This window comes from Streptomyces sp. NPDC059003 (assembly GCF_042740445.1).
Taxonomy (GTDB): Bacteria; Actinomycetota; Actinomycetes; order Streptomycetales; family Streptomycetaceae; genus Streptomyces.
In genome coordinates, this window is the sequence record NZ_JBHYJH010000092.1 from 14,432 (window position 1) to 38,761 (window position 24,330).

33 protein-coding genes are annotated in these 24,330 nt (G+C 70.2%); 19 read left to right on the forward strand and 14 right to left on the reverse strand.

All coding sequences use genetic code 11. The features are described 5' to 3' along the window. Positions 1 to 13: 13 nt before the first annotated feature. The 11 genes from ACFWZ5_RS27950 to ACFWZ5_RS28000 form a co-directional block, all read right to left on the reverse strand. The gene (locus ACFWZ5_RS27950; protein WP_384891415.1) at positions 14 to 1,777 is read right to left on the reverse strand and encodes an albusnodin/ikarugamycin family macrolactam cyclase; all 1,764 of its coding nucleotides are present in this window, start codon (positions 1,775 to 1,777) and stop codon (positions 14 to 16) included. A gap of 67 nt (positions 1,778 to 1,844) precedes the next feature. After that, positions 1,845 to 1,976 (reverse strand): hypothetical protein, encoded by a 132-nt coding sequence (locus ACFWZ5_RS27955; RefSeq protein WP_384891418.1) that lies wholly within the window; start codon positions 1,974 to 1,976, stop codon positions 1,845 to 1,847. A gap of 101 nt (positions 1,977 to 2,077) precedes the next feature. Beyond that, on the reverse strand, positions 2,078 to 2,659 hold the full coding sequence (locus ACFWZ5_RS27960) for a GNAT family N-acetyltransferase (RefSeq protein WP_384891422.1): 582 nt from the start codon (positions 2,657 to 2,659) through the stop codon (positions 2,078 to 2,080). Between the two features lie 245 nt (positions 2,660 to 2,904). Beyond that, the gene (locus tag ACFWZ5_RS27965; RefSeq protein WP_384891425.1) at positions 2,905 to 3,117 is read right to left on the reverse strand and encodes a hypothetical protein; all 213 of its coding nucleotides are present in this window, start codon (positions 3,115 to 3,117) and stop codon (positions 2,905 to 2,907) included. Then, on the reverse strand, positions 3,114 to 3,467 hold the full coding sequence (locus tag ACFWZ5_RS27970) for a hypothetical protein (protein ID WP_384891428.1): 354 nt from the start codon (positions 3,465 to 3,467) through the stop codon (positions 3,114 to 3,116). The genes ACFWZ5_RS27965 and ACFWZ5_RS27970 overlap by 4 nt, the downstream gene beginning before the upstream one ends. Then, positions 3,464 to 3,826, reverse strand: coding sequence for a hypothetical protein (locus tag ACFWZ5_RS27975; RefSeq protein ID WP_384891431.1), 363 nt, complete (start codon positions 3,824 to 3,826; stop codon positions 3,464 to 3,466). Before ACFWZ5_RS27975 ends, ACFWZ5_RS27970 begins: the two co-directional genes overlap by 4 nt. A 110-nt stretch (positions 3,827 to 3,936) precedes the next feature. Further along, a complete protein-coding gene (locus ACFWZ5_RS27980) occupies positions 3,937 to 4,353 on the reverse strand; it encodes a hypothetical protein (RefSeq protein WP_384891434.1) in 417 nt (138 codons plus the stop codon). Positions 4,354 to 4,470: 117 nt separating this feature from the next. After that, positions 4,471 to 5,715: a helix-turn-helix domain-containing protein gene (locus ACFWZ5_RS27985; protein WP_384891437.1), complete on the reverse strand. Its 1,245-nt coding sequence runs from the start codon at positions 5,713 to 5,715 to the stop codon at positions 4,471 to 4,473. Positions 5,716 to 6,102: 387 nt separating this feature from the next. Continuing rightward, entirely contained in the window at positions 6,103 to 6,375 is a 273-nt protein-coding gene (locus ACFWZ5_RS27990; protein WP_384891440.1) for a DUF397 domain-containing protein, read from the reverse strand. Next, complete coding sequence (locus ACFWZ5_RS27995; RefSeq protein WP_384891442.1) at positions 6,372 to 6,593, reverse strand: DUF397 domain-containing protein; 222 nt, start codon at positions 6,591 to 6,593, stop codon at positions 6,372 to 6,374. The genes ACFWZ5_RS27990 and ACFWZ5_RS27995 overlap by 4 nt, the downstream gene beginning before the upstream one ends. 9 nt (positions 6,594 to 6,602) lie before the next feature. Beyond that, positions 6,603 to 7,469 (reverse strand): helix-turn-helix domain-containing protein, encoded by an 867-nt coding sequence (locus ACFWZ5_RS28000; protein ID WP_384891445.1) that lies wholly within the window; start codon positions 7,467 to 7,469, stop codon positions 6,603 to 6,605. Between the two features lie 612 nt (positions 7,470 to 8,081). Between ACFWZ5_RS28000 and ACFWZ5_RS28005 the strand changes: the two genes are divergently transcribed. The 19 genes from ACFWZ5_RS28005 (at position 8,082) to ACFWZ5_RS28095 (ending at position 21,284) form a co-directional block, all read left to right on the forward strand. After that, entirely contained in the window at positions 8,082 to 8,420 is a 339-nt protein-coding gene (locus tag ACFWZ5_RS28005) for a hypothetical protein (protein WP_384891448.1), read from the forward strand. Next, entirely contained in the window at positions 8,417 to 8,767 is a 351-nt protein-coding gene (locus tag ACFWZ5_RS28010) for a DUF6415 family natural product biosynthesis protein (RefSeq protein WP_384891451.1), read from the forward strand. The genes ACFWZ5_RS28005 and ACFWZ5_RS28010 overlap by 4 nt, the downstream gene beginning before the upstream one ends. Positions 8,768 to 8,881: 114 nt before the next feature. After that, positions 8,882 to 9,982, forward strand: a complete 1,101-nt coding sequence (locus ACFWZ5_RS28015) for a hypothetical protein (RefSeq protein ID WP_384891454.1) — start codon at positions 8,882 to 8,884, stop codon at positions 9,980 to 9,982. A 6-nt stretch (positions 9,983 to 9,988) separates the two neighbouring features. Continuing rightward, positions 9,989 to 10,138 carry a hypothetical protein gene (locus ACFWZ5_RS28020; RefSeq protein WP_384891457.1) on the forward strand — a complete coding sequence of 50 codons (150 nt, stop codon included), beginning with the start codon at positions 9,989 to 9,991 and terminating at the stop codon, positions 10,136 to 10,138. A 241-nt stretch (positions 10,139 to 10,379) separates the two neighbouring features. Beyond that, complete coding sequence (locus ACFWZ5_RS28025) at positions 10,380 to 10,559, forward strand: lasso RiPP family leader peptide-containing protein (RefSeq protein WP_384891460.1); 180 nt, start codon at positions 10,380 to 10,382, stop codon at positions 10,557 to 10,559. Then, on the forward strand, positions 10,556 to 12,376 hold the full coding sequence (locus ACFWZ5_RS28030; protein ID WP_384891463.1) for an asparagine synthase-related protein: 1,821 nt from the start codon (positions 10,556 to 10,558) through the stop codon (positions 12,374 to 12,376). Before ACFWZ5_RS28025 ends, ACFWZ5_RS28030 begins: the two co-directional genes overlap by 4 nt. A gap of 20 nt (positions 12,377 to 12,396) precedes the next feature. Further along, the gene (locus tag ACFWZ5_RS28035) at positions 12,397 to 12,654 is read left to right on the forward strand and encodes a PqqD family protein (RefSeq protein ID WP_384891466.1); all 258 of its coding nucleotides are present in this window, start codon (positions 12,397 to 12,399) and stop codon (positions 12,652 to 12,654) included. Next, entirely contained in the window at positions 12,651 to 13,088 is a 438-nt protein-coding gene (locus ACFWZ5_RS28040; RefSeq protein WP_384891469.1) for a lasso peptide biosynthesis B2 protein, read from the forward strand. Before ACFWZ5_RS28035 ends, ACFWZ5_RS28040 begins: the two co-directional genes overlap by 4 nt. Then, on the forward strand, positions 13,085 to 14,227 hold the full coding sequence (locus ACFWZ5_RS28045) for a protein-L-isoaspartate O-methyltransferase (RefSeq protein ID WP_384891473.1): 1,143 nt from the start codon (positions 13,085 to 13,087) through the stop codon (positions 14,225 to 14,227). The genes ACFWZ5_RS28040 and ACFWZ5_RS28045 overlap by 4 nt, the downstream gene beginning before the upstream one ends. Before the next feature lie 243 nt (positions 14,228 to 14,470). Beyond that, positions 14,471 to 14,938, forward strand: coding sequence for a hypothetical protein (locus ACFWZ5_RS28050; RefSeq protein WP_384891476.1), 468 nt, complete (start codon positions 14,471 to 14,473; stop codon positions 14,936 to 14,938). A 505-nt stretch (positions 14,939 to 15,443) separates the two neighbouring features. Then, positions 15,444 to 16,010 (forward strand): hypothetical protein, encoded by a 567-nt coding sequence (locus ACFWZ5_RS28055; protein ID WP_384891479.1) that lies wholly within the window; start codon positions 15,444 to 15,446, stop codon positions 16,008 to 16,010. Positions 16,011 to 16,108: 98 nt separating this feature from the next. Next, the gene (locus ACFWZ5_RS28060) at positions 16,109 to 16,429 is read left to right on the forward strand and encodes a hypothetical protein (protein WP_384891482.1); all 321 of its coding nucleotides are present in this window, start codon (positions 16,109 to 16,111) and stop codon (positions 16,427 to 16,429) included. Beyond that, positions 16,426 to 17,076 carry a hypothetical protein gene (locus ACFWZ5_RS28065; RefSeq protein WP_384891485.1) on the forward strand — a complete coding sequence of 217 codons (651 nt, stop codon included), beginning with the start codon at positions 16,426 to 16,428 and terminating at the stop codon, positions 17,074 to 17,076. The genes ACFWZ5_RS28060 and ACFWZ5_RS28065 overlap by 4 nt, the downstream gene beginning before the upstream one ends. Beyond that, on the forward strand, positions 17,073 to 17,330 hold the full coding sequence (locus tag ACFWZ5_RS28070) for a hypothetical protein (protein ID WP_384891488.1): 258 nt from the start codon (positions 17,073 to 17,075) through the stop codon (positions 17,328 to 17,330). Before ACFWZ5_RS28065 ends, ACFWZ5_RS28070 begins: the two co-directional genes overlap by 4 nt. Before the next feature lie 38 nt (positions 17,331 to 17,368). Continuing rightward, positions 17,369 to 17,728, forward strand: coding sequence for a hypothetical protein (locus ACFWZ5_RS28075; RefSeq protein ID WP_384891490.1), 360 nt, complete (start codon positions 17,369 to 17,371; stop codon positions 17,726 to 17,728). 244 nt (positions 17,729 to 17,972) lie between these two features. Next, positions 17,973 to 19,934 (forward strand): FtsK/SpoIIIE domain-containing protein, encoded by a 1,962-nt coding sequence (locus ACFWZ5_RS28080; protein WP_384891493.1) that lies wholly within the window; start codon positions 17,973 to 17,975, stop codon positions 19,932 to 19,934. Further along, positions 19,924 to 20,250 carry a hypothetical protein gene (locus ACFWZ5_RS28085; protein ID WP_384891496.1) on the forward strand — a complete coding sequence of 109 codons (327 nt, stop codon included), beginning with the start codon at positions 19,924 to 19,926 and terminating at the stop codon, positions 20,248 to 20,250. The genes ACFWZ5_RS28080 and ACFWZ5_RS28085 overlap by 11 nt, the downstream gene beginning before the upstream one ends. 102 nt (positions 20,251 to 20,352) lie before the next feature. Then, complete coding sequence (locus ACFWZ5_RS28090) at positions 20,353 to 20,751, forward strand: hypothetical protein (RefSeq protein WP_384891499.1); 399 nt, start codon at positions 20,353 to 20,355, stop codon at positions 20,749 to 20,751. 119 nt (positions 20,752 to 20,870) lie between these two features. Continuing rightward, the gene (locus ACFWZ5_RS28095) at positions 20,871 to 21,284 is read left to right on the forward strand and encodes a hypothetical protein (protein WP_384891502.1); all 414 of its coding nucleotides are present in this window, start codon (positions 20,871 to 20,873) and stop codon (positions 21,282 to 21,284) included. Positions 21,285 to 21,573: 289 nt separating this feature from the next. Here the strand turns inward: ACFWZ5_RS28095 and ACFWZ5_RS28100 are convergent, their stop codons facing one another. The 3 genes from ACFWZ5_RS28100 to ACFWZ5_RS28110 form a co-directional block, all read right to left on the reverse strand. Beyond that, a complete protein-coding gene (locus ACFWZ5_RS28100) occupies positions 21,574 to 21,855 on the reverse strand; it encodes a hypothetical protein (protein WP_384891505.1) in 282 nt (93 codons plus the stop codon). Between the two features lie 58 nt (positions 21,856 to 21,913). Next, a complete protein-coding gene (locus ACFWZ5_RS28105; protein ID WP_384891508.1) occupies positions 21,914 to 22,156 on the reverse strand; it encodes a hypothetical protein in 243 nt (80 codons plus the stop codon). A gap of 262 nt (positions 22,157 to 22,418) precedes the next feature. Beyond that, complete coding sequence (locus tag ACFWZ5_RS28110; RefSeq protein ID WP_384891510.1) at positions 22,419 to 24,212, reverse strand: hypothetical protein; 1,794 nt, start codon at positions 24,210 to 24,212, stop codon at positions 22,419 to 22,421. Between the last annotated feature and the right edge of the window lie 118 nt (positions 24,213 to 24,330).

A 24,330-nucleotide genomic window follows, 5' to 3' on the forward strand; every position in this document is an offset into this window, starting at 1 on the left:
CATGAGGTCCCCGTCACACACGGGCGGTCCTGCGGGTGAGCTGGGCGAGCCACATCTCCGTGGTGATGACGGCCTCCAGGGCGGACCACTTGCCCGTCGCACCGGCCGTCAGCCGGTCGACCTCCTCCAGCGCCGCGTCCGTGTCGATCCAGCCCTCGGCGGCCAGGCGGCTGGAAGCCAGGAGTTCGCGGACGGCCGGAGCGTTGCGGCGCAGCCCGGTGTAGGCATTGCCGAAGTAGGCGCCCTTCGTGGGGCGCGTCAGCAGCCAGTCGGGCACCAGGCCGTCGAGTGCAGCCCCCAGGAGCGGCTTCTGTACGGCGGGGGAGGCGTGTGCGGGCAGAGGCACGGCCAGCGCGGCCCGCACGACCGGGGAGTCCAGCAGCGGCGCGTGGTGGGGGACGCCGAAGCCTTCGGCCTGGGTGCGCAGCTCGGCCTCCCAGGTGCCGAACTCATTCAGCTCGGCGTGGTGACGGTGGCGGCTGGTCTGCTCGCGTGGAACCGCACAGGCGCGGGCGGCCTGGATGAGCAGGTCGGCAAGATGGTCGCGGGCATCCGCGGTGAGCCACACGCGGGCCGCTGACAGACGCATCCACCCCAGCGCTTCCCGGGCGGCCTTGTGCGGCGGCGGCACGGGCTTGGCGTCGGTCAGGTCGCGGGCCATCCGCCGCAGCGCGTCGGCATTGCTGGTGCGGGAGGTGAGCACGGCTCTGGCTGCGACCGTGCGCAGTGGGAGGTGCCGTAATCGGGCGCGCAGCACGCAGTGCTGAAGGAACAAGCGGGTCCCGACGAGGTCGGCCAGGTAGTAGGGAGCGGCGGTGAGCAGGGTGTCGCCCCCCGAACCGGTCAGGTGGACGTCGGTGCCGTGCTCGGCGCAGCGGCGCTGGTAGGTGTAGCGCATGCGCCAGCGCGCGGCGTCGGGGAACGGCTGGTCGGTGGGCGGAGCGCTGGCCAGGTCGTCGAAGAACAACCCGGACTCGTCATCGACAACGTGATGGGTGAACCGGCCCTGCCCGGCGGCAGCCCGCCGCGCGTACGTGATGTCGTCGTTGTCGCTGACGCCTTCGGGGTAGTGCGTCACCCCGAACAGCTCGGCGCCTTCCCGCAGGGCCAGCAGCGCGACGCTCGTGGAGTCCAGGCCGCCGGAGAAGTCGGCCGTCAGCCGCCCGCCTGAGCGCACACGAGCCTGAACGGAGGCCAGCAGCGCCTCGCGCAGCTCACTCGCGGCCTCGCCGAAGGTCAAGGTGCGGGGCTGCTCGTAGGCGACGCTGCGGATCGATCCGTCCCGGCCGACGAGTAGCGCATGGCCGCCGGGCAGGCGCCGCACTCCGGTGAACGCGGTGGAGGCGCCGCACAGCTCGGGGACGGTCGGAAGAACCAGACGGGCGGTGAGCGCGGCGTAGTCGACGTCCGCCTCCAGGGTCTCGGCCAGGGTGCAGGCCGAAGTCGACCACATGGGCGTTTCGCCGGTCGTGGCGTAGTAGAGGGGGCGGGTGGCGGCGAGATCGGTAAGGGCAGCCATGGTGTCGCCGTCATCGGCGAACACCCAATAGCTTCCCGGCCACCCGGTGAGCGCCTGCCAGTCGCGTGCCCGCACCGCTTGAAGGGCTTGCTGGAGCTGGTCGCCGGTGGCGTAGCACGGGCCGACCACGGCGAGCCGCAGACGTCCGGACTCGACGACGCGACATGGGCCGGGCCCGGATACCTGAGGAGAGGAACCAGCGGACCACAGCGGGCGGCCGAGTCCTGGCGGGGCCGGGCTGCCGACGGTGAGCGGCATTTCGCCTCCAAGGCGGAGAAGGGCGAGAGCGGAACCGCCCCGCCAGGGCGGCCCCGCTCGGCGTGCCTTACTCGAAGTACCGGTCCTTGTCCTGCGTGTCCTCGGCGAACTTGCCGAACGTCATGCTGGGCACCACGTCCAGCTCAACCAGCACGGGAGCGGAGTAGGTCTCCAGCCCAGTGTCGAGATCGGGTTCCATGGCCATTCCTCCCTTCGCGTCACAGCGTCGTGCAACTTGAGATGGAGCAACAGACGGCCTTGCCTCACGCGTGGGCGGGAGGCAAGCCGGGACGAAACCGATCACCCCAACGGGACACCGGAGTCGGTGACCAGCTCCGCCAGCTCGGGCATGGGCTCCGCGCGGCGGGTCATCAGGTAGGCGGTGCGCCCCTTGCGCTGCGGGGTATGGACGAGGTGCCAGCCCTGCGCGTCGCGGTAGTAGACCATCAGCCGCTCCACGAATGTGCCACGCCGTACGCAGGTGATGCCGTCGCGGGCGGCGCGGTCCAGCGCCCACCAGGCCATGAGGCGGCCCGGCTGGTGCTGCCGGTGGTCTGGGTGGGTGAAGGACGTCGCCAAGAACAGGGCGCTCTCCAGTAGCTCCTCGGGTGCCCAGCCCCACTCGGGCGTCTTGGTGAACACGCTGGTGCAGCCGATGACCCGCTCGCCCTCGGTCAGCACCCACACCGGAAAGGCGGGGCTGGCGGCCTGCGAGGCGACGATCTGAACGTCCGCCTCGGTGCGGGGCCAGTCGGGGATACCGCGCTCGCGCATCCACGCGCGCCGCGCGCGCACCATGGCGGCGATCGGGTCCTGGTCCCCGGCGACGGCTGGACGCATCACGTACACGAGCAGCTCCCTGGCGGTCAGAGGGTGGCGCATGGCGTGCGGTAGACGCTCCGCGGACGCCTGTGGTGTATCACGCGGCGTCGTCCCCGTGGCCGCCCTCGCCCGCGAACCGGCCCTGGCCCAACGCACGGGTGTGCAAGGGCTGAGACAGGCCTTCCTGCTTCTCCTGGGGCGTCTCGCGGCCGTCCGCCTCGGCGGTGCGGTCCCGCCTGTTGGTTGGCGGCCTGAACGGTGTGGTCCTTGTTGTTACTGGCCATCGCGCTTTCCTCTTGTGGTGGTCAGCCCTCGTCGATGAAGGCTTCGGAGATCTGGTCGGGGACGCTGACGGTGGGCAGGATGCCGTCGTCGCTGCTCATCTCGTCGTCGACGACCGACGCCAGCAGTGCTGCCGCGCTCAGCCCCATCAGCGCGCCCAGGGAGCCGATGACGAGGCTCACGCCGTCGTGGAGCCGGGAGCCGCGCTGCGGCGGGCGGCCGTGCGCGGCCTTCACCGGAAGGCCTCGTCGTCCATGACGAGCTTGAGGTGGCAGGCCATGTATCGCGTCCACCACGACAGCCGCTCGATGTACGCGATCTCGTCGAAGTCCTGGTTGACGCCGATCTTCCGCGCTTGCGCGATCACGTCGTGCGCGCCCGTGATCTGCTGGCGCAGGCCGTCGCCCGGAGTGTGGGCGATGACCTCGTTCATCAGGAACGACAGGTCCGTGAGGAGCTGGTCGACGGCCGTGTCCAGACTGTCGCCCTCGATTGAGGAGGCGCGAGTCAGGGTCCGGTTGGTGCGTTCGAAGATGTCGTGGAAGTCGACGTCGACCGGCGGGTGGGGGCGGGGGGTGTTGTTCATGAGACGCCTTTGTCTCCAGCGCTGCTGATGGTGGGGGTGTGGTTGGTGGGGCGGTGGACGAGCCGGATGAAGACGCCGTGGACTTGCGCCCAGGCGCGGATAACGGACCGGTCGCTGGGGTCGTCCGTGAGGCATTCCTCGCGCGGGCACACGATCCCCTCGACGAGCTGGTCCTGTCCGGAGACGAGGCCGACGAGGCGGCGCCATCCCGGGCGCAGCCGCCGGGCCGTGCTCGGCGGGCAGTCGTCGGTGATCTCGTCCAGGACGGTCCATCCCTGGGCTGCCGCGAAGTCGCGGGCCTCGCGGAGCGGATCGCCTTCCTCGCGGGGCGGCAGACCGTAGGTGTAGGCGTACAGCACTACGCGTGTGGGCCCCGTGTCTGCCGCTACGTCAGCGGTGGCGGGTACTGCGATCCTCGCTGCTGAGCGCGGCTCAGTCGATGTTCTGGCTGCTGGTCGAGCGGGGGTGGTCATAGTTCCGCTCCCTCTGCTTCGAGGGTGGACAGCCCGTCCAGCGCGGCCCGTAAGTGCTGAGGGTCGATGAACAGCCGTGCCCCCTGCGGGGGCCTGTACCAGTGGTGGGACGCGCCGCTGGTGGCGTCGCCGTGGGGTACGACGACGTGGCTTCCCTCGCCCAGGGCGATCGTCCCGGCCGTGTTCCAAGCCGCCGCGGTGCCGACGGGGACGAGGAGGTACATGCGCGGCTCGGGTCCGCGGGGGTCGATGAAGGCGGGTGAGGACCGGTGTCCTTCCTCAGCCAGGCGATCAAGGGCCAGCTTCCCTGTCCGCTCGCTGACCCTGATGACGTCCCACCACACGCCGCAGTCCTTGAGATCCGGGTGGTGCAGGGGGAGCCAGTCAGCGTGAACGGGCAGCGGCCTGGACATGGGAATGGTCTCCTCACACGCTCCGATTAGCGGTGTGAAGAGACCATTCCAAACCGGTCGGGACAGTGAGGGGACAGACTGTCCACAGGAACTTTCGCCGCGACCCCTTGACAACCGCTAGACGCTCAACACGCCTTGCCAGTGGGCGAATTGGGTCAACTCGTCGGACGGGTGCCGGTCCTGGCGCACGAGCGCGGCCACGGTGTCGCGTGCGGAGGGGTGGAAGCGGGTGTGGTTCGGGGCGATCTTCCGGGCCTTGTGCAGGTCCGCGAAGGCGCCGTGGCGGTCGCCCTCGCTGAGCCGTGCGTGCGCGGTGTCGATGAAGTGGTGCGAGGACCGCTCGCCCACCGTGCTGGACGGCGGCGCCCAGTCCGTCGTCCCGTCGCCCCATTCGGTCAGGCGGGCCAGGGCCTGCTCGGTGTCACAGGTGTCGATGAGCGCGTGAACGCGGTGGATCTTCACGTTCGTGGGACCGAACGACATCTCGTACGCCAGGGAATCGGTGTTCCCGCCCAGCGCCGCGATCTGCTCGGCCTCGTCCAGGTACTCCAGTGCCCGCTCCGGGTTGTTGCAGCGGGCCTCGACGACAGCGAGCTTGAGGACTAGGGCGCCGTCCAGGGCCAGACCGTCAGCGGTGAACGACCGCTCCGGCATCTGCCGCTCCAGCTCCTCCCGCAGCTCCATGAGCGTGCGCCGGGCCGGGCCGTAGGCGCCCGTGCGGAGCATCGCTCCGGTGACGAGGTAGCCAGCGGTGATCTGCATGAGCGGGTCACCGGAACGGTCAGCGGCCCAACGGACCCGCTCCAGAGCCGTGTTCGACAGGTCGTGGTGACCCATCTTGTGGGCAAGGCTGTTCACGGCCCGGTAGGCGCGGGCGAGATTCCAGAACGCCCTGCGCTGCTCCTCGCCACCGTTGCCGTTGCCGCCGAGCGCGATGTGGGTCAACTCCGTGACCACCGGGGACAGCAGCGGGCCCATGGGGGCGTAGCGGGCGTCCCGGCGCAGGGCGGCGATCTGGTCGACCTCGGACGTCAGGACAGGCAGAGTCCGCGGGCGGGTGGTGAGGTCGTCCGGGGAGTCGTAGCACAGCAGAAGGCGCCGCAGCTCGGGGACGACGGCCTGAATTCGGTCTTCGGCTTCGGGGTTGCCGTAGTACGGCTGGCCGGTCAGTACCTCCGGGCCCACGTAGAGGGCTTTGGCGAAGTCGAGGACGAGCCGGGCGGGTGCTTTGCGTGAGCCGGACTCGATCTTGCGGAGGTAGCTGGGAGAGATCGCGACCTTTTGCGCAAGCTGTGTTGCCGACAGGCCCCGCATCTTCCGTGCGGTCTTGAGGCGTTCGGCAAAGGGCTGGTCTTCGCTCATCACGGGCTCCTCGGTTCGTGCGCTCTGCCTGGGAGCGTACGGGCGAGAACTGCCCGCTGGGTAGGAGAATCCTGTGAACACTGCTCGCAGGCTTCGGTGGGGGCCGTAGCGAGCGCTGGGCAACCCCTAGGGTCTTGAAGTACTGCCCGTGCTGGTGGGGGCTGCGTATCGACGCCGGCCCAGCCTGAGCCCGGCCACTGGACGACCGATGAGGTCAGGGACGGGATTCCCCGCGCGGATTTCGGGCAGTACGCCCCACCTGGGCGGGCGGGGCGAGCGCATGGAGGAGGGGCCGCTCCCAGGGGTGCAGGGAGCGACCCCTCCGTGTTCCGACCCTACCCGTGTCGGACCTGGTGGATAGGGTCGTTGGTCAGTGGTTCGCCCCTCCTATGCCGAGGGGCGAGCCACGTTCCCGACGTGACCAGCGAACGCCGACCAGGCCGTCAGGGAGAACGCGAGAACGGAGCCGCCCTCGTCGTTCTGCTTCGAATAACGGACGCGGAGCATGTCGGGAGCGGCGTACGCCTCGACGCAACTGGGGGTTCCGCCGTCGCTGTACGAGGACTTGAACCACTGTCCCTCCACGCATTCAGTGCCCTGCTCACTGCTGTACGAGGACTTGAACCAGTCACTGAAGGCGCGGCCAGTAGCGAGAGTCACGTCGTATCCCTTCGCCCGATTGAATCCAGGCCCCTAGTGAACGACGACCATGCGGCCGACGTGAAGGTGACGACCGGGCCTTCTTCGTGCAGTTGCTTAGAGTCGCGAACGCGGACAGCGTTTGGGAGCGGGCACGTCTCGACGCATTCCGTTCCACCTTCGCTGCTGTAGGAGGACTTAAACCACTCCCCGAACGTGCGGCTGCTGGCTGTGTGCATGGGTTGAGATCAGACCTCTCGTGCGAGTCTTTCCAGGAACTGTGGGATCTCGTGGTCGGGCACGGCGCTGCGAGAGAGGAAGTCGAACCGCCTCGCGAACCGCTTGACGACCTTCAGCTTCGACACCACCTGCACTGTGTGCGAGACGGTGCTGGTGGAAACCACAGGACCTGGCAGTTGCGTGCGGTCGAAGTCCATGACCGTGAAGCTCCCCGCAGTTACGCGGTAGGCACGAGCCGACCACGGGATGATCCGCACAGATACATTCGGGAGTTGCGAGAGCATCGCCAACTCCTCGTACTGTCGGTGCATGATTTCTCGAGCGCCGACCATGTTCCGCAACGCGGCCTCATCCATGATGCAGTCGAGTTCCAGGCCCTCTTCCGTGATCCGCTTCTTTCGGTTCATGCGGACCTGAACCGAGCTTTCAATGAAGTCGGTTGTGGTCTCGTCGGCCGCCTTTGCTGATTCCATCAGCGCTTCGGCGTACGCCTCGGTTTGAAGCAGGCCGTAGATCACGCTGGGGCACCACGGGCTGACCTTCGTGGCTCCCGATTCGAACCCCAGGTATGCGGGCATGCCCGAGGGCAAGACAGACGAGTTCGGCGTCCACCAGTCGTTGCCCTTGGCGTTCTTGTACCAGTCGACGAGCAGCTCCTGGCCGTCGTCGTCGACGTCGTACACGTCCAAGAGCTTGATGAACTGGCTGATGAGTCGAAAGCCGGTGGTGCCCTGCTCGATCTTGCTGATGGTCGACGGGGCGCAGCCCGTCTCCCGCGCTGCCTCGTCACCAGACAGTCCCTTCTTCTCACGGAGGCGCGCGAGTTCGGCGCCGAGCGTGAGTCGAAGGAAGGTCGCTCCTGTGTTCGCCGCCATGCCTCGCCTCCCCCCCGGTGCCTGAGCCTGCGCGTCCGGTTCTGATGATGACAGTGCCGGTGCGGGCCGAGAAGGCGCCGGTTCACGGTGTGTGGACTCCGGTTCACGTTGCGTGGAGACCGGTTCACGCCCTGTCATATACCGATTCCCCGGCGACAGCAATTTCACTCTGGGTTTCGATTGCGCGTGAACGCCCCACAGGAGCACCGTAGTTGATGCCGGGAGGGCGTGGTGGTCAAGCGCCAAGCCTCAAGCGCTGCCACCGAACGGCTCCGCCTTCCTTGCGCCTGCCTGCGCTTCCTCGCATCGGGACGTCACACGCCGGATGAGTCGACGGTGCGGGCCGGGGGCACGGCGCCCCGCCGCACGGTTCGCGGCGGGGTGGCCGTTGCCCCGCCGTCACTGTGATCCCTTGTGATCCCCCAGTCAGGAGTTCGTCGTGAGCGTTCCCCCCGCGCACCCCAAAGCGACTACGCACAGTGACATGGCATCTGGGCGGTGGCGGCCGTCCGGCGTCCGTTCCGCGCGCCGCCACGCGCCGTTCACACCCCGCCGGGCCCGCGCGGGACGCTGTCAGCTCGCGCCCGCGTCCCGGTGCCTGGCGGTGACGCCGTGACGGGCACCCCCAGCCTCACCGGGGAAGACGTCGATGCCGTCCTGGCCCGCGCCGCACGCGCGCTCGAAGCTCCCCGGCTCCTGGAAGGCCAGCGGCTCACCGAGTGCGTCAACCGGCTCGTCGCCGACCTGACGTGGCTGACCAGCTCCGACCTCGCCGAGTCACCGAAGCTGGATGTCCAGCGCAGGCTCGTCGCCGCGCACAAGGTCCTCAACCAGTTCCACCAGATCGGCACGAGCGGCTTCGACATGGGCGCCTACGCCGAGCGGATCGCCTGGTGGACCCGCTACCTGGCGTGTACCTACCACCTTCAGCACGACGAGGCGTTCCGGTGAGCCCCGCCACCGCGCCCACGCCGACGTGGGACGACATCGTCCGGGACGTACGCCTCGCCCTCGCCCTCGCTGCCGGGCGCCCGACCGGGGAAGCCGCAGACGCCCTGCGCGCGCGGCTTCGCGGCCACATCCGCCTGTTCGCCCCGGCCGCCGACCGCTACGCCCACGCCCTCCCGCCCGGTCACCAGCGCGACATCGCGACCGCGACCGTGCAGGACGCCCGTGCCGCTCTCGCCCCGCTGCCCAAGGGAGGCGATCCGGCCGGACACCTGCGCCTCCTCGCGAAGGCCACCGACTACACCGCCCGCTACGCCGCCTCCGCACCCCCCGAGCACGGCGGCACGTGAAAAGCCGGGGTCCGGCCCCCGGCTGCACCACCCCCTCCCCGTGCGCGCGGGCCGCGCGCCGGGCGCCGGACCCCCTCCACCGCGGACCCTGCCACCACCCGAAAGGCACGCACGATGAGCCCCTGCCTGATCCTGAGCGGAGCCGCCACCGGCTACGTGACCGTCACCTCCAACCGGCGCGAGGTCACCCAGTGGCTCCGCGCCTACTTCGGCTCCTGGTGGTACGCCAAGGAGGAGAAGCAGCAGCGCGGCCCCCTCGTCCAGGCCGACGTGAACCCCGACGACCTGGACGACCTCACCCAACAGGCCTGCACCCGGCCCGTGGCGACCGCCATGTACGGCGGCGTCCCCATGACCTACCGGCACGCCTCCAACGGTGACGTCCTGGCCGCCCAGGTCAACCGGCACCTGGCCTACCGCTACACCCCCGGCGGCGCCTTACGCATTGTCGGCGCCGACCCCTTCCACGTGGAGCTGGCCGCCGCCCGCCTGGCCCGCGAACGTGCTCGCGCCCAGCTCTACGCGTCCGGCTGGTCCCTGCTGCGCGCGTCGGCCGTCGCCACCCAGGACGGAAAGGCCGTCCTGGCCCTCGGCCCCAAGGGCGTGGGCAAGTCCACCACCGCGGTTCACCTGGTCCACGCCGGGCGCGGGGACCTCGTCTCCGTAGGGAAGGTGTTCGTCAAGCCCGGCCCGTACGGCGTGAGCGTGCTGTCCTGGCCGTCGGCCGCCGCGATCGGCTTCGGCCTCCTCGATGCCTGCGGCCTGTACGACACGGTGGCTTGGAAGGTGAAGACCGGCACCAACCTGTTCCCCACCACCGATGCCTACGTCATCGACGCGCTCCTGCACAAACGGCGCACTCCGGTCCGTGACGCCCGTGGCCGTGAGCTGAAGCCGCACTTCCACCCCCGGCAGCTCGGGGACCTGCTCGTCCTGCCCACCAAGGGCGGCGGCATCGCCGGGCGTCTGCTCTACCCCACGCTGGAGCCCGCCTTTCAGCCGACCGTCGCCGACGGCGGACGGCCCGTCGGCTACGACGACTTCGTCACCACCGACGACCCCCACTACCCCGACGTCTTCGGACTGCTGCCCCAGGGCACCGAAGGCCCCGAGTGGATGGCCCTGCGCGCCCTCAACGCCGTACCCCGCAACACCCTCAGCCTCGGTCACGACGCCGATGTGAACAAGGACCTCCTGCGCAAGATCACCGCCTGAGCGGCCATGCCGGCCGCTGGCCCGGACGGCGAGCAGACGGCGTCCCGGGAGTGCCCGGAGCGCGGCGGCACGATGTTCCGCCCGCTCGACGAGAATGGCGCCCTGGACCCCGTCCATCAGTGGCTGTGCGGCGACTGCGGCCACACCCTCTCGTGAGCCCTGGCTCCTTTCGCAGCCGACGACAGGGAGGAACCGCGTGCACAAGCTCATCGCCAGCCGCAGCAACGCACTTACCGTGGCGACAGTCGGCCCTGGCTAAGCTCCTGCCCCGCCGGTGACATCCCGCTGGGACCCGGCCGGTCAGGCCGCACCACCCTGCACGACCGCCCGGCCGACCGGCCGGGCGGCCACCGTGGCGGACGACGTCGTCTGCCACCGGCACAACAGGAGAGTGGCTATGAGCAAGGTGACCAGCGGCAAGCAGGCGGCGGATTCGTCCGCGTACGAGGCGCCGAAGGTGGTGGCGGTGGGTTCGTTCGCCGCCGACACCCTCGGGGACGTCAGCATCGGGCAGAGCGACGATTCGGATGCCGGGCAGTACTACACGCCCGAGTTCGCGCCGACCCCCCGCTCGTGACCGAGGCGGCCGGTGCGTACAGGCCGCCCTGGTTCTGCGTTCTGCCCGATGACGACGCCGCCGGGCTGCTGGCCCGGCGGCTGGCGGGGCAGGAGGCGGCCCGCACCTTCAAGCACACGTCCGGTCGGCCCTGGCTGATCGCATCCGGGTGGGGGAAGCAACTGCGAACGGCCACGGCCGGTCCGCTGAAGGCGGTGCTGATCGGGTCCTGCGCGGTCAGCACCGCCCGCCTGCGGGACCTGGCCACCAGGGCGACCGAGTCCGGCCAGGACGAGGAGCTGGCCGCGCTGCCCGGCAGCTACTACCTGATCACCGCACGCCGGGGCGTGCGCAGTGCGCGGGGGGACGTTGCGGGTCTGAACCGGCTGTATTACGCGTGCGTCGAGGGCGTGTGGGCGTTGTCCAACAGCCCGCAGATTCTGGCGGACGCGGCGGGCACGGGAGTGGACGGGCGGTGGGCGGCCCTGCGGCTGCTGGCTCCGAGCGCGCCGTCGCCGCTGCTGTTCAGCCGCAGTCCGTACCAGGGCGTCACACCGGTCCCTCCGGGGTCCAAGGCCGTCTTGTGCCCGTCTCACCCGGTGGCCGTCACTCGCTACTGGACGCCGCCCGAGCCGGTTCTCCCGCTCGATGCCGGGGCTGAGCGGCTGCGGGAGGCGCTGGCCAGGGCGGTCGCCGCCCGGGTGGCCTCGGTGCCGGTGGCGAGTGTGCAACTGTCGGGCGGGCTGGACTCGGCGGCGCTGGCGGCCCTGGCCGCCTGCGCCCGCCCGGCGGCCACCACCGTGCTGGTGACCGTGGGCTCGCGGGCGGCGGACAACCCCGATGAGCGGTGGGCCCGCCGGACAGCCGGGCTGCTGGAAGGGGTGGACCACTTGGTCCTGGACCCCGGCGGCTATCCGCGGATCTTCCAGGACCTTCAGGGCTCGCAGTTCGCGCTGGCAGAGCCCGCCTCGTTCGCCGCTTCGGCGGCCCGCTTCCGCCAGACCCTGCGGGTGCTGGCCGAGCGGGGAAGCGGCGCGCACCTCAACGGCCAGGGCGGCGACGAAGCTCTCCTGGCCCCGTTGTCCTACCTGCCTCGGGCCGCTGCCCGCAGTGTCCACCGGGCGTGGTGGCACCTGCGCGGGCACGCGGCCCTCAACCGCACCAGCAGCCTGAGCCTGGCACGGGCGGCGGCCACGGCGGGTACCTATCGGCAGTGGCTCATCCGGGGCGCCGACCATCTCACCGCCCCGGCCAGCCCGGCGGCCGCCCTGGCTGGCTGGGAGGCGCCACCGCGCCTTCCGCCGTGGACGGCACCCGAGGTGATCCGTGATCTGCGGCAGGAGTTGCTGGTCGCAGCGGAGGCGGCTGAGCCGGTCTGCGGGGACATCGCCACACACGGGACGGTGACACGTATCCGGTCCGTCGCCCGCCGCGCGGGCCTGTACCGGGACGCGATGCACGTCGCCGGGGTGCCCGGACACTTCCCCTACCTGGACCGGGCGGTGATCGAGACGGCCCTGGCGACGCTGCCGGAGGAACGGACCGACCCCTGGGCGCCCAAGCCGCTGCTGACGGCGGCTGTCGCCCCGCTCGCCCCGCCCGGTCTGCTGATCCGGCGGGACAAGGGCCACTACAACCACGAGATCCACGCTGGCCTCGCGGCCCACTACGGCGAACTCGCCGACCTCTTCCACGGGTCCGCCCTGGGCGAGGCCGGGCTGATCGACGAGAAGGTCCTCTGCCAGAACCTGGCTGAGGCCGCCACCCGTCGCCTTGCGCCCGCGTTCATCACCGAGACCGTCGCCTTGGAGCTGTGGCTCCGGGCCGCCCACCCCTGACCGCTAGGAGGCCAGCGCGCATGACCTACCGCCTCGCCCGCGGCGTCGAACGCATAGACGCCGACGGCTCGCCGATGCTCTTCAACACCCGCACGGGCGGCTACTTCGCCCTCAACGTCTCCGCCGCCACCGCCCTTGATGCCCTGCTGGGCCACAGCGAACAAGAGGGAGCCGCGGCCCTGGTCGCCGCTTACGGCATCAGCGCGGACCAGGCGGCCACCGACGTCCATGTACTGACCGCCAGCCTGGCTGGCCTGCGGCTGCTGGAGGCGCGGTGAGTACCCTCGTCGCCCTGCCCGAACGCGTCCGCCTCACCCGCGCCGAACAGATCACCGGTCACCTCGCCGTCGGGGCGGCCCACCTGGTCACCGCCGCCCTCGCCGCCCGCCCGGAGCGGCTGCGACGCCTCCTGGCCGTTCTCGCCCGCCGGGCCGCACCCGCCACCGGTGACCAGGCCGCGCGGGCCCGCGCGGTGGTGACGACTCTCAGCCCGCGCTGCGGCAGCGGCTACGGCTGCCTGCCCCGCTCGATCGCCACCGCCCTGCTGTGCCGCCTCAGCGGCACTTGGCCCACCTGGAAGAGCGGCGTGCGCTTCCCGCCCCTGACCTCCCACGCATGGGTCGAAGCCGACGGCACCCCTGTCGGCGAAGACCCCCCGTACATCGCCACGTTCACCACCACCCTGGCCGTCCCACCCGGAGGAACCCCGTGACCGACCAGAGCGCCCACCCGTCTCTGACCGCCCGCATGGCCGCCTACGCCGCCGCCCTGCGCGAGCGCGGCGCGATCCGCACCACTCCGGTGGAACGGGCCTTCGCTACCGTGCCCCGGCACCTGTTCCTGCCCGGTGGCTACTACACCAGCGGCCGCTTCGTCCCCGTCCCCGCCGAGCCCGGTGACGAACTGCTCGGCCGTATCTACTGCGACACCGCCCTGATGACCCACGTCCCCAAGAGCAGCGACGCCGCCGGACGCTACAGCTCCACCTCCCAGCCCCGCGTCATTGCCGCCATGCTCGAAGCCCTCCAGCTCGCACCCGGCATGAAGGTCCTGGAGATCGGGGCCGGGACCGGCTACAACGCCTCCCTGATCGCCGCCATCACCGGCGTTGAGGTCGTCACCATCGACGTCTCCGAGGTCATCGTCACCGAAGCAGCCCAGGCCGCCGAACGGGCCGGCGAGAAGAACGTCACCGCCCTCACAGCAGACGGCTACCTCGGCCACCCGGCCAGGGGCCCCTACGGCCGGATCGTGGTCACCTGCGGCGTCACCGGCATCTCCCCCCACTGGCTCGACCAGCTCACCGACGACGGCCTCATCGTCGTCCCCGTCGCCCACGGCGGCTTCCACCCCACCCTCGCCGTCCACCGCGACGGGCAGCGGCTCACCGGCCGCGGGGTGATGTCCAGCGACTTCATGTCGGCGGCCGGACCGCTGTACGCCTGGCCCGACGGCCAGACCCCGGCCCTGACCGAACCCCTGCCCGCCCAGGACCTCCTCACCCGCACGAACACCGGCCCCGTCCTGGACGGCGACGCCTACTACGACCTGTGGTTCCACCTCGGTGCCCAGACCGGCCGCACCACCCGCGCCTACATCGACGGCATCGACCCCGCCCAGGGCATGGCCTGCCTCCACGACCCCGGCCGTGGCACCGCCTGGATCCAGCGCACCGGCCACCTCCACCACGTCGGCGACACGGCCATCGCCGACGACCTCACCGCCCTCGTGCAGCAGTGGACCGACCTCGGCCAGCCCCCCATCGCCGACTACCGCACCGTTTTCGAGCGCACCGAGGCCGACGAGCCGGTGTACCACCCCGTCCAATGGCACCTGCGCGACAACACCTGAACAGGAGCAACGCGTCCGGCCCGTGCGCGGGCCCCTACCGGTAGAACGCGTTGACCCGGGAGAGGGCAGCGAGCCCTGCCGCACGCCCTGAAGTGGCCCGCAGTCCTCGCTGCGGGCCGCCTCTGCGCCCCGATCCATGGCCGATGTTGGCAACCGCAACCAGTACGCGGGCCGAGTCAGGCGGGGCGGAAGAACACGACCGAATGACATAGGGGAGAGGCGTTGTTGAGTGTCGTAGAGCAGATGAGGGACTGGCAGGCCAAGGGCGGCCCCCGATTATGGCTGGAGGCCTGGGAGCAGGTCATCGGTCTGGTGGAGGACCCGTTCCAGGCCCGTGACATAGCCAATGAGGGGGTGCTGATCGCGGAGGGCGCGGCTGGTCTGGCGACCGCTCTCTACCTGCTCGCCGCCGAGCAGAACCTGCCCCCTGAGCAGGTGGCGTGGGGGATGGCCGACGAGCTGTACGGGCCGGGCGTGCACGCCCAGGAGCGCACCGCCCACTGGCAGGCCCGCCTCACCGCCGCTGGCCACGGCCTCGCCGACACCAGCGATCCCGTGGTCGCCGTGTGGCGGATCATCTCCCGATTCCACCACCCCTCAGATGACCACTACGGCAGCACGTTCCGGCGGTGGGGGCCCGGCTACATCGCCGGGGCGGAGATGCTGCACCACCTCATCGGCATCCCGCTGGTGGACCCCGGTGACTGGTGACCGCCGTCCCTCGTCCGGCCGGGCGTGGCGCTTCCTTCGAAAGGATCACATAGCGGTCATTTCAGGGTGAACACCCGCTTCTGGTGACTGTACGGGCCCAGGGCGCACGCTTGCGTGCGCCCTGATGAAGGGCCCAACCCCCGATGTTCACCAGCCTCGAAGAGCTCCTCGCACGCATCCGCGAGATCGAACTCCCCGAGGACACCCGACGGGCCGCCGCACAGACCGCGCGCGCCGAGGCCATCACGCAGGTCGTTTTCCCCGCGCCCCGGCTGCGTCTCCGATGGGGGCGTCAGCGACGGTGGAGGGAGGTGGAGAGGGCGGAGACGGCGCGGACTCCGTGAAGGCTTCCGCCAGGGGCCGCCGTACCTGAAGCGCGGAACTCTGGCCGCAACGTCCCGCTGCTCCCGCCCGACCCGAACGCATGTCACAAGCCCGGCTTCGTGCCGTTCCTTGATCTGGGCCCGTCTCGTCGGCGGACCTGAACCGAGGTGAGGAGCGATCAATGGCGCACCGCGCGGAGAAGAAGGAGTTCGCGGGAATCCGGTCCCGGCTCGCCGCGCGGCAGGCCATCACGGCACGGTCGCCGGCACGGACGTCGCGAAGCGCCAGCAGGGCGAGCCCTCCTCCGCTGCCCTCGATCCCGGAGCCGCCCAACCTGGCCACGGCCATCGCGGGCCTGCCGGGCGCGGGGCGCTCGTGGGTGCTGCTCATGCCGTACGGCGAGCTGTTGTCGAGCAACCAGCGCCTTCACTACATGGCCGAGTACCGGCTGAAGAAGCGGCTCCGCCATGAGGCGATGGCGACCGCGCGCGCCGAGCGACTGCCGACGCTGGACAGGGCCGTCGTGTACTACGTACTCCACCCCCGACCGATCAAGCGGAAGCGTGATCCGGGGAACTGGGCGCCGACCGCGAAGGCGTACGTGGACGGCTTGGTTGACGCTGGGCTCCTCCCTGACGACAACTCGGACCACCTGCTCGGTCCGTACCCAGAGATGGGGCCGCCTGTGAAGACCGGCGGGACGCGGATGTCCCTCGTGATCGTGGAGCTTGCCCAGCACGTTGTCTGACCTGCGAAAACGGTCTCGGGTGTAACAGATTTCGCGATCGGACGTAAAGGTGCGTGAGGGCTTGTCCCTCACAGCGCCTACCAAGGAGATGCCCCTCCATGAGCACCATGCTCGACATATCCACACCTGTGGACGATTCCGCCGCCTGGGCTGAGTGGAAGCAGGTGGTGTACATCCGCCTGCCTGAGAAAGCTGCCCGCGACCTTGTTGACGCCTCCGGAGTCATCCTGCCCAAGCGCCTCAAGCGCTACGAGATGCTGCCCGGCGGCCGCAGCACCCCATGCCCTGCTTGCCGAGGGGTACACGCATTCACATTGTGGAGCGCCAACCCCCGGTACGTCGTCGCGGACCTTCGGTGTGGGCACTTCTTCCTGGTGGAGCGGTCGTTCCTGTACGGCGCTGACGGAACCCTGCTTTGATCGGCGCACTCACCGCTGAGACAGCGGTCCCGATCTGGTCCGGACGGACGATCGTGCGCGCGGCGGGCGGCATGGCACTGCACGTCGCAGTCGAGGGCGCTCAGGTGCCCGCCGCGGCCATGTTCACCGTACCGGTCGAGTGCGCCCCGGACGCCGAGTCCGCCCCGGGCGTGCGCCCTTGGAGGGGGCCGGTCGACGAAAGGGCGCTCTGCCCGCCGTGCCTTCGAGCGCTTCGAGGCGAGCCGGACCCGGGCCTCTCACCTGCGGGCGAGACCGAGCGGCTGCCAGAGCCCGACGCCCATCAGGGCGCTCGTCGCCTGTGGGCCGTCCCGGACCTGCCGACGTACACCGCGCCGAGCCTGCCGCCCGAGTACGGCGGGCAGCCGATCCTGTGGTCTGAATGGATCGACGCGCCGAAGCTGTCGCACGGCCCATCGGCGTGCGACTGGTGCGGCGACGCCGGGCCGTGCGTCATGGCGGGAGGCCGTCAGGGCAACCCGCTGTCCAAGGACAAGCCGCTGCGCTGGTTCGCCGCGTACCGCTGCTCGTACTGCCAGGAGACGAATGTGTACGAACAAGCCGGAGCAGCGGAGCTGAAGCTGATCGCCCACTTCAAACCCAAGTCCCCCAAGGGGGCCCGCGCATGAGCACGCCCACCACACCGTCCGCCGAGCTGCTGCGGGAGGTCGCGCTGATCGCATGCGGCCGACGCGAGGGCAAGACACGCTCGTGCCGCTCGTGTACACGGAAGGCGCCCGGCCTGCTGAACATCGCTGGCACCGGCGCCCTGGACGCTCTCGCGGCTGCCGTCTGCGGCAGTCTCACCAGTGCGTGCCAAGACTGCCGCGGCAAGGCCGAGACGATCATCAACGCGACGGTGGATGCGCCGTGCGTCACCTGAGCGGTGAGATCAGCGCGCAGTCATCGAGCGCCCGTTTCATGGGGCAACGGCAGCCGCCAGAGGGCTGGTTCAATCTCGAGCTGCACGGCCACCTCGACGGAGTCGGCCCGTCCGACCGGCACCCGGACCTCGCCCAGGTCCTGGTGTCGGTACCCCCGCCGGATGAGCCCAGCCGCGAAGATCCTCGCGTTGAGGCCCTGGCCGACTACATCAGCCGGGCCATGGAGGGGGACGCCGGACTAGAGGAGACGGAGCGAGAGGTGACCGTCCGGGGCGAGCAGTACCGATACCTCGCGGAGGCCCTGGTGCCCTGGCTCATCGAGATCCCACGCCGAGAGGTCAAGAACGCGTGGGACCGCGGGTACGAGGCGGGACGCCGAACGGTCGACGGCCCCTGAGAAGGGGAAAGGCGGTCCGCGTCAGAGCCGCATGTCGGACCCCCGAGTTACAGTGATCATCTAATCGAATACGGGCTCAGGGCCCACCCCTGTGGCGGAGAGCAACCGCTGCACAGACCCGAACCGAAAGGCCCCCCCCCGCGATGTTCGCGCGTACCCTCCTCGTTGCCTTCCCCAGGTGACGTGACGTGCCCGACAGGGCTTCACGCCTCCCTCGTCACGTCACCTCCGCGGAAGGCCCCCGATGAAAGACACCCGACTGCGCCGCGCTGCCGCCGCGGTGGCCGGCGCGTCGATCGCCGCGTGCCGCTGGTGCGGGCGCCTGCGCTACGAACTGGCTCCGGTCGCCGCGACGTTCGGCCTCACCGCCCTGTCCTGGTGGCACCACGCCACCGGCCCCGGCCGGGCTGACCACACCGGCTACGGCTTGGCGACCGCCGCCACTGCAGCCCTGTGCGCCAAGGGCCTGGAGCACAAGAACACCAAGGCCGCCGCAGTCGGTCTCGGCGGCACTGTGGTGTCCGTCGATGCCTGGCTCGGCGCCGCCCTCGGCCCGTCCGTCCCCTCCTTCATCGCGACCGGCGTCACGATGATCGGCGCGTACGGCCTCTACGTGCCGTGGCTGGTGAAGTCCCGTCACGACCGGATGAACCTCCAGATCAAGGCAGCGAAGAACGGTGGCCTGCCGGACTCCATGGGCGTCAATGTCGGCACGCCCGGCGTCACGGGCGACACCCAGGAGGAGACGGCTCTGCGCCGCGCCCTCGTGGCGCTCGGCATCCCCGCCCAGGACGTGTCCCGGATCGTGTTCACCGAGATCGGCTGGAACTGCGTGGTGACCCTGCCGCCCGGCAAGAACACCTCCGCCGCCGTCGTGATCTCCAAGCAGAAGCAGCTCGCGGCCAACCTCGACCTGCCCGGAACGATGCGGCTCCGCGTCGGCGAACGGGAGAACCAGCTCTTGGTGCAGATGCAGGTCCGCGACCCGCTCGCCGAGACCATCGCCTGGCCGGGACCGTCGATGACGTCGTGCACCGAATGGCTCCCGCTCGGCCTGTCCCCGGACGGCACCCGGTTCGGGTTCCACCCGCTCTACAACCACGTGCTCGTCGCGGGCGCGACGGACAACGGCAAGTCCGGCGTCCTCAACGTGATCCTCGGCAACCTCGCCGCCTGCCAGGACGCGGAGGTCCTGCTCGTCGACATGAAGCCCGGCGCGGTCGAGCTGGGACCCTGGGAGCCGTGCGCGCTGGCCCTGGCCGACTCCGTCGACCGCGCCAAGGCCCTGTTCGCCATGGTCCGCCAGGAGATCAAGGAACGCGGCGAGCTGATGTCGCAGTGGCGCCGGGAGACCGGCGTCCCGGTGCGGAAGTGGGACCCGGCCAAGCACGGCCGCCCGGCCTGGTTCATCGTCATCGACGAGCTGGCCGAGCTGATCCGCCGCGCCCCGGACCTGGCCAAGGAACTGGAATCCCTCAAGCAGCTCGCCCGCTTCGCCGCGATCATGTTCGTCGAGGCGACGCAGTCCCCGTCGGCGAAGGTCTTCGGCGACTCCACCGACGCACGCCAGCAGTACCAGGTCCGTATCGGCCTGGGCGTCACCGAGCCGACCGCAACCAACCTGATCTTCGGCGTGGGCGCACACGGTGAGGGCTGGCGGCTCGACCTGCTGAACCTGCCGGGAAAGCTGATGATCGCCTCCCGCGACAGCGCGCACAAAGCGCCCCTCGAACGCAGGGCGTACTACCCGACCGACGAGGACATCGCCGCGACCATCGCCGAGTTCGGCGGCGTCGCCGCAGACGGCATGCTGCTGGAGCCCACGGCACCCGCGGGCGGCCCCAACGGCAGAGGGCCAGGAGACGGCACTCCCGCTTCGCCCCCGGAAGCGCCGTTCGAGCGGCCGCAGCTGCGCGCGGTCCCCACGTTCCCGGACGGCTCGCGCATTCCGGACAACCGGCTCGCGCTGTGGGAGGCCCTGCAGAAGGCCGGGCCCGAAGGGCTGACGCTCCAGGAAGCCGTCGCCCAGGGCCTCGCGGGCCACCGCACCTCGGTACAAGGCCCCGTCTCCCAGTGGGTCGCGAAGGGCTGGGTCGACGACTCAGGCACCCGCGGCCGCGCCAAGGTCTACGCCCTCACCGCCGCCGAGCACACCCCCACCCCTGACACCGTCCCGTCCCCGAAGGAGAACGTCCTTGCCCGGTAAGCCCGTGTACCCGACGAACGTCCACCCCTATCAGCAGATGGCGCGGCACCTGCCCGCCGAGCAGTACCACGCCAGCCTGCCCGCCGCATGCCAGTGCGGGCACGGCGGCCAGCCGGTGCAGCAGATCATCGTGAAGCAGTCAGACCGCTGGGGCCGGTACGTGGCGATCGGGTTCGCCTCGGCGACGATCGCCGTGATGCTGCTCGTGGGCCTGGTGGTGGCGCTCATAGCCGCCGGGGCGTGCGCCTTGTGCGTCGCGGTCGCCGCGCGGGCCCTACAGGGTCTGTTCGGTGGCGGGAAGCAGAAGCGGAAGTGACCGAGGGGCCCGGCGAAAGGGCCCGGGGCCGGGCTGCCAAGTCCGAGGATGCCATGATCATCCGCTATGGGGAGATCAACGTGGGGGAGAACCGCGGCCAGCGTGCTGCTCGCAGCCGTGGTGATGGGGACGAGTGCCTGCGGCGGCGAGGAGGAAGCGCAGAAGAAGCCGTCTGCGAAGCCGAAGGTGCCGAGCGTGGCCGAGGCCACGAAGACGTTCCAGGACGCCGTCGCCGACTTCGACGCTGCCGACGGCTGCCCGAAGGCCACTGGCGCCTGCTGGGAGCAGATGAAAGATGTCGCCAAACCCGCGCGGGAACTACGGAAGGCGATGAACGCCGATAAAAGGACCGGCCCGGAGTTCTACTCCCCGGCGTACGCACTCCTCGACAAGATGGAGGACGGAATGGCCCTCGGTGAGGACGCGTTCAGCAACAGGCCCTCGGTGCTCGGGTCGGCGCACGACCTCTCGGACTGGCTCGACGAGCACCCCGTCCAGTAGACCGTGGACCTCCTTGGGGTGCCGCCGCTCATGAGCGCGTGACGCAAGGGGGAGGGGTCCTCCACAGTGCGCGGGCTTGCCACACCTGGCAGGTTCCGCAATCCAGGAGGACCTTTCCCATGACCCAGTGGACCCCGAAGCTGACGAACGTGAAGGGCGTGAACGGCACGGTCGGCACGGGCGAGTATGTCGAAGCCGGCGGAGTGGTGACGTTCACCGCGCAGATCGTCGCGAAGAGGGAGACGAACGCGGCGTCCAGCGGCGGGTTCGGCCTGACTCTGCCGAAGCCCGCGAAGGCGGGCGTGCGCTACGTGTTCAACCTCAGCTTCGACGGCCGCGATGCCGACCACGGCGTGTGGAGCGGCGAGGCACAGATTTATGCGGGCTCGGACGGATCGCAGATCGACCGGCTCCGCGTGAGCGGCACGTCCGACGGCGGCGCCGTGCAGAACATCACCTACGTCTACGGCGATGCCGAAGGCGCGAAGGACGCCGAGATCATCACGGTCACGGGCTCGTACCCGGTCGCCTGATCAGGCAGTTGAAGGGCCGCCAGGCGCGAGGCATTCCGGCGGCCCTTCGGCGTTCTCGGACGGTCCTGCACGCATCGTTACCCGGGTACGACGCAGCCCTGTGCCCGCAGCCGAGCGGACCTTGTCTCCCGGTACAGAGCTGACTGCATATCCTCCACCGCCGCCCTGACGCTCATAAGGACCAGACCCTGCGGAAGCGTCCCGGCGGCATCGGCGAGTTGCTGCTGGCCCAGGTCACCGGCAGGCGCATCTCCTGGATCATCCCGCGTGCATTCCCCGCTGAGCGCCATCAGGCAGCACCCCGCTCACTCGGGCACAGCGGGCACTTCATCAGCGCCCGGTCGAGGTCGGCGCAGACGACGCACTCCTGTTCCCCATCACCCGCGGACGGCGCGTCGCTCAGGTTGAGACCGCACAGCCCCCAGTTCGGGTCGCAGCACGTGTAGTGCGCGATCTCGCCACTCGATCGTGGCGCCTGCTGGGCGGGCGCCGCGACGGGGAGTTCACCGCGAACGCGCGCGACGACAGTGCGCGAGGCCTGGTCGAGGGCTGCGAGGAAAGGGTCCGCCATGGCAGGGAGGGTAGCGCGACGCCTGACACCGGGCCCACGGTTCAACCCGCCTCGGTGGTCACCATGTGGACGGCTCCAGGTCGAGATCGCACGGTGAGCGTCGTCCGCCGGGCGGGAACGGCGGCTCCGTCGAGTACCGCTCACCCGCTACGGGGCGGATGAGCCGTTCCTGCTCCTCTTCCGAGCAACCGCACGCGTTGCTGTGGTGAGCCCAGCACGACGGCTCTGCCTCCGGCTCCGTGTCCGGCACGCGCTCGGTGTACTCGGCGCCGTCCTCATCTTGCATGACGTCGATCGCCACAGGGGTGCTCCCTTCTCAGGCACTGGCCTGGACTGCCTATGGTCGGGCTGCGGAGCCCGGGTCCTTCGCCCTGCAGGCCGGGCAGACCGGTATAGCTTTCCCTCCATACCGGGCGGTGAGGCCGCGGCAGCGTACGCACGGCCCGACCTGGCGCGGCGCGCACCCCAGGATGATCGCGGCCGATGCCGTGTCCACCGTCGGGTCCAGGCGTCTGGGGGAGTCGTCCACGTTTCCGAATCTACTCACGGCCATGCGCATTTCCTTAGTTGAGGAGGCCACGGCGGCGCGGCGCGTGCAGGGGTTCCGGCTCGTACAGGGCCAGGAGCACGGCTTCGGCGCGGTCCGGCGATTTCATGCCGCGGGCCTTCATCGCCTTCTTGCTCTCGACCTCCGTGAAGCCGTTTGTGCGGGCCAGGAGCTTGGGTGTGGAAAGTTGCACGGCGGCCTTCTTGTCGACGTGGAGCCGCAGCCGCCCGCGGCCCGACGACGGGTCGGGCTGGAGCAGCGACCGGGTGGCGAGCCACATTTCGTCGCGCTTGCGCCAGGGCCGCATGACGGCGCCGGGGTCGTCCTGGCTCGGAGACTCCGACACCATGACGCCGACGATCTGTGCATGGTGGCGGCCGGTCTCGGCCCAGCGCTCCAGCATGGACACGACGCCGTGGCCGATGCCGTTCTGGTCGACCTTGACGCGTACGGGGTGCGGGGAGCCCAGAGCCTCGGCGAGGTGCTGCGCGGCGTGGATCTCCTCGAGGACCTTCTCCGCGACGGATACCTGGTTGTCGTTCGCGGCGCCAGCCGAGGCGTGCCGGAACTCGACCGCGTCCCCGACCACCCGGTACACGGTGAATTCGTCGCCACCGTCCGCGGCGATGTCGATGCCGAGGCGGACCCAGGCTCCGTCGCGGACGGTGTGCTCGGCGCTTTCGCTGTCCAGGCCGAGGTCGCACAGGCGGTGCCAGCCGTCGCCGGTCGGGTCCTCGTACGTCATGGCGGCCTCGACCCAGCTCGGCGGGACGACGATGCCGCCGCCGCTCCTGGGGAAGCGGGCGTAGACCTTGGCGATCACGTACGGGTGATCTTCACCGTACGAGCGGATCGTGCGATCCACCCAGTCCTGGTCTGGCATGTGCTCGGCGAGCGAGTGCCGGGCGACGCCCGCGGGGCAGTCCGTGCAGAACGGCGCCAACTCGCCCGTGATGGCCGGAGAGTCGAGCGACGAGATCGGAATGGTGGTCGTGGTCGGCTCGCCCGGGTCGCCACCCTCGATGCACAGCTCCTCGAACCAACTGGCCGGATCGTCCATCGCTGGATTTCCGATGGCGAGCATCGCCGCATGCCCGCCGGTAAGCAAGTTGTTGGTGCCGTGGCCGATCATCGGCGCGATACCGCCCGCCTCGTCGACGATCAGTAGCAGGTGAGGCATGTGGATGCCCTGCATCGCCGCCTCATCATTGGCCGGGGCGGAGAACCCGTAGGCGGCCACGAAGTCGTTGCCGTACGGATCGGGCATCTTGTACTGGACGGTGTCGCAGTAGCCCGGCAGGCCGGCACGGGGGACCACCTTGCGGATATGCGGCCAGAGCTGCCGCTGTACCTGCCGGAAGCGGGTCGCGGTGGTGATGCACAGCGCCGTGCCGACCGGGTAGACGTTGGTGAACCACACGGCGGCACGCGCAGCCAGGTGCGTTTTCCCGACGCCGAATCCGGCAGGGACAGCAACGCGCTTGTGGTCGACGATCGCGTCGAGGACGGCCCGCTGCTTGGACCACAGGCTCTCGCCGAGGACGTCCTCCACGAACCCGGACGGCGAGTCCCGCCACAGGCCGTACAGAGAGCCGGTCGCGCGCTCGACCTCCGTCATCACGACGGCGCGCTCGCGGGCGGTCAGGTTGTGCTTGAAGGCGTTGCGGCGCTCGGTGATCGGCGCTCGCAGGAGGACGTCGGCGACGTTGGCGGCGTCCCGGGAGATGACGCCCTTACGGGCGTGCTGCAGCGTGGATGCCGAGGGAGCCACGCGGGTGCGTGTCGGCTGCTCAGGCTGCATGCGGGACATGATCGGGACGGTGTCGCCCGGATAGGCCTTGTGTCGCGGTCTGGCCGGGGGCCCATGCCCTGACTCCCCGGCCAGACCGCGGGTTCCGGCACGCTGTGTGACTAGACCGCGCCCTGTG

Coding starts and splice junctions, on each gene's coding strand:
- ACFWZ5_RS27950 (WP_384891415.1), bottom strand. CDS start 1,777: ATGCCGCTCACCGTCGGCAGCCCGGCCCCGCCAGGACTCGGCCGCCCG.
- ACFWZ5_RS27955 (WP_384891418.1), bottom strand. CDS start 1,976: ATGGAACCCGATCTCGACACTGGGCTGGAGACCTACTCCGCTCCCGTG.
- ACFWZ5_RS27960 (WP_384891422.1), bottom strand. CDS start 2,659: ATGCGCCACCCTCTGACCGCCAGGGAGCTGCTCGTGTACGTGATGCGT.
- ACFWZ5_RS27970 (WP_384891428.1), bottom strand. CDS start 3,467: ATGAACAACACCCCCCGCCCCCACCCGCCGGTCGACGTCGACTTCCAC.
- ACFWZ5_RS27980 (WP_384891434.1), bottom strand. CDS start 4,353: ATGTCCAGGCCGCTGCCCGTTCACGCTGACTGGCTCCCCCTGCACCAC.
- ACFWZ5_RS27985 (WP_384891437.1), bottom strand. CDS start 5,715: ATGAGCGAAGACCAGCCCTTTGCCGAACGCCTCAAGACCGCACGGAAG.
- ACFWZ5_RS27995 (WP_384891442.1), bottom strand. CDS start 6,593: ATGCACACAGCCAGCAGCCGCACGTTCGGGGAGTGGTTTAAGTCCTCC.
- ACFWZ5_RS28000 (WP_384891445.1), bottom strand. CDS start 7,469: ATGGCGGCGAACACAGGAGCGACCTTCCTTCGACTCACGCTCGGCGCC.
- ACFWZ5_RS28015 (WP_384891454.1), top strand. CDS start 8,882: ATGAGCCCCTGCCTGATCCTGAGCGGAGCCGCCACCGGCTACGTGACC.
- ACFWZ5_RS28020 (WP_384891457.1), top strand. CDS start 9,989: ATGCCGGCCGCTGGCCCGGACGGCGAGCAGACGGCGTCCCGGGAGTGC.
- ACFWZ5_RS28025 (WP_384891460.1), top strand. CDS start 10,380: ATGAGCAAGGTGACCAGCGGCAAGCAGGCGGCGGATTCGTCCGCGTAC.
- ACFWZ5_RS28035 (WP_384891466.1), top strand. CDS start 12,397: ATGACCTACCGCCTCGCCCGCGGCGTCGAACGCATAGACGCCGACGGC.
- ACFWZ5_RS28050 (WP_384891476.1), top strand. CDS start 14,471: ATGAGGGACTGGCAGGCCAAGGGCGGCCCCCGATTATGGCTGGAGGCC.
- ACFWZ5_RS28055 (WP_384891479.1), top strand. CDS start 15,444: ATGGCGCACCGCGCGGAGAAGAAGGAGTTCGCGGGAATCCGGTCCCGG.
- ACFWZ5_RS28060 (WP_384891482.1), top strand. CDS start 16,109: ATGAGCACCATGCTCGACATATCCACACCTGTGGACGATTCCGCCGCC.
- ACFWZ5_RS28070 (WP_384891488.1), top strand. CDS start 17,073: ATGAGCACGCCCACCACACCGTCCGCCGAGCTGCTGCGGGAGGTCGCG.
- ACFWZ5_RS28075 (WP_384891490.1), top strand. CDS start 17,369: ATGGGGCAACGGCAGCCGCCAGAGGGCTGGTTCAATCTCGAGCTGCAC.
- ACFWZ5_RS28080 (WP_384891493.1), top strand. CDS start 17,973: ATGAAAGACACCCGACTGCGCCGCGCTGCCGCCGCGGTGGCCGGCGCG.
- ACFWZ5_RS28095 (WP_384891502.1), top strand. CDS start 20,871: ATGACCCAGTGGACCCCGAAGCTGACGAACGTGAAGGGCGTGAACGGC.
- ACFWZ5_RS28100 (WP_384891505.1), bottom strand. CDS start 21,855: ATGGCGGACCCTTTCCTCGCAGCCCTCGACCAGGCCTCGCGCACTGTC.
- ACFWZ5_RS28110 (WP_384891510.1), bottom strand. CDS start 24,212: ATGTCCCGCATGCAGCCTGAGCAGCCGACACGCACCCGCGTGGCTCCC.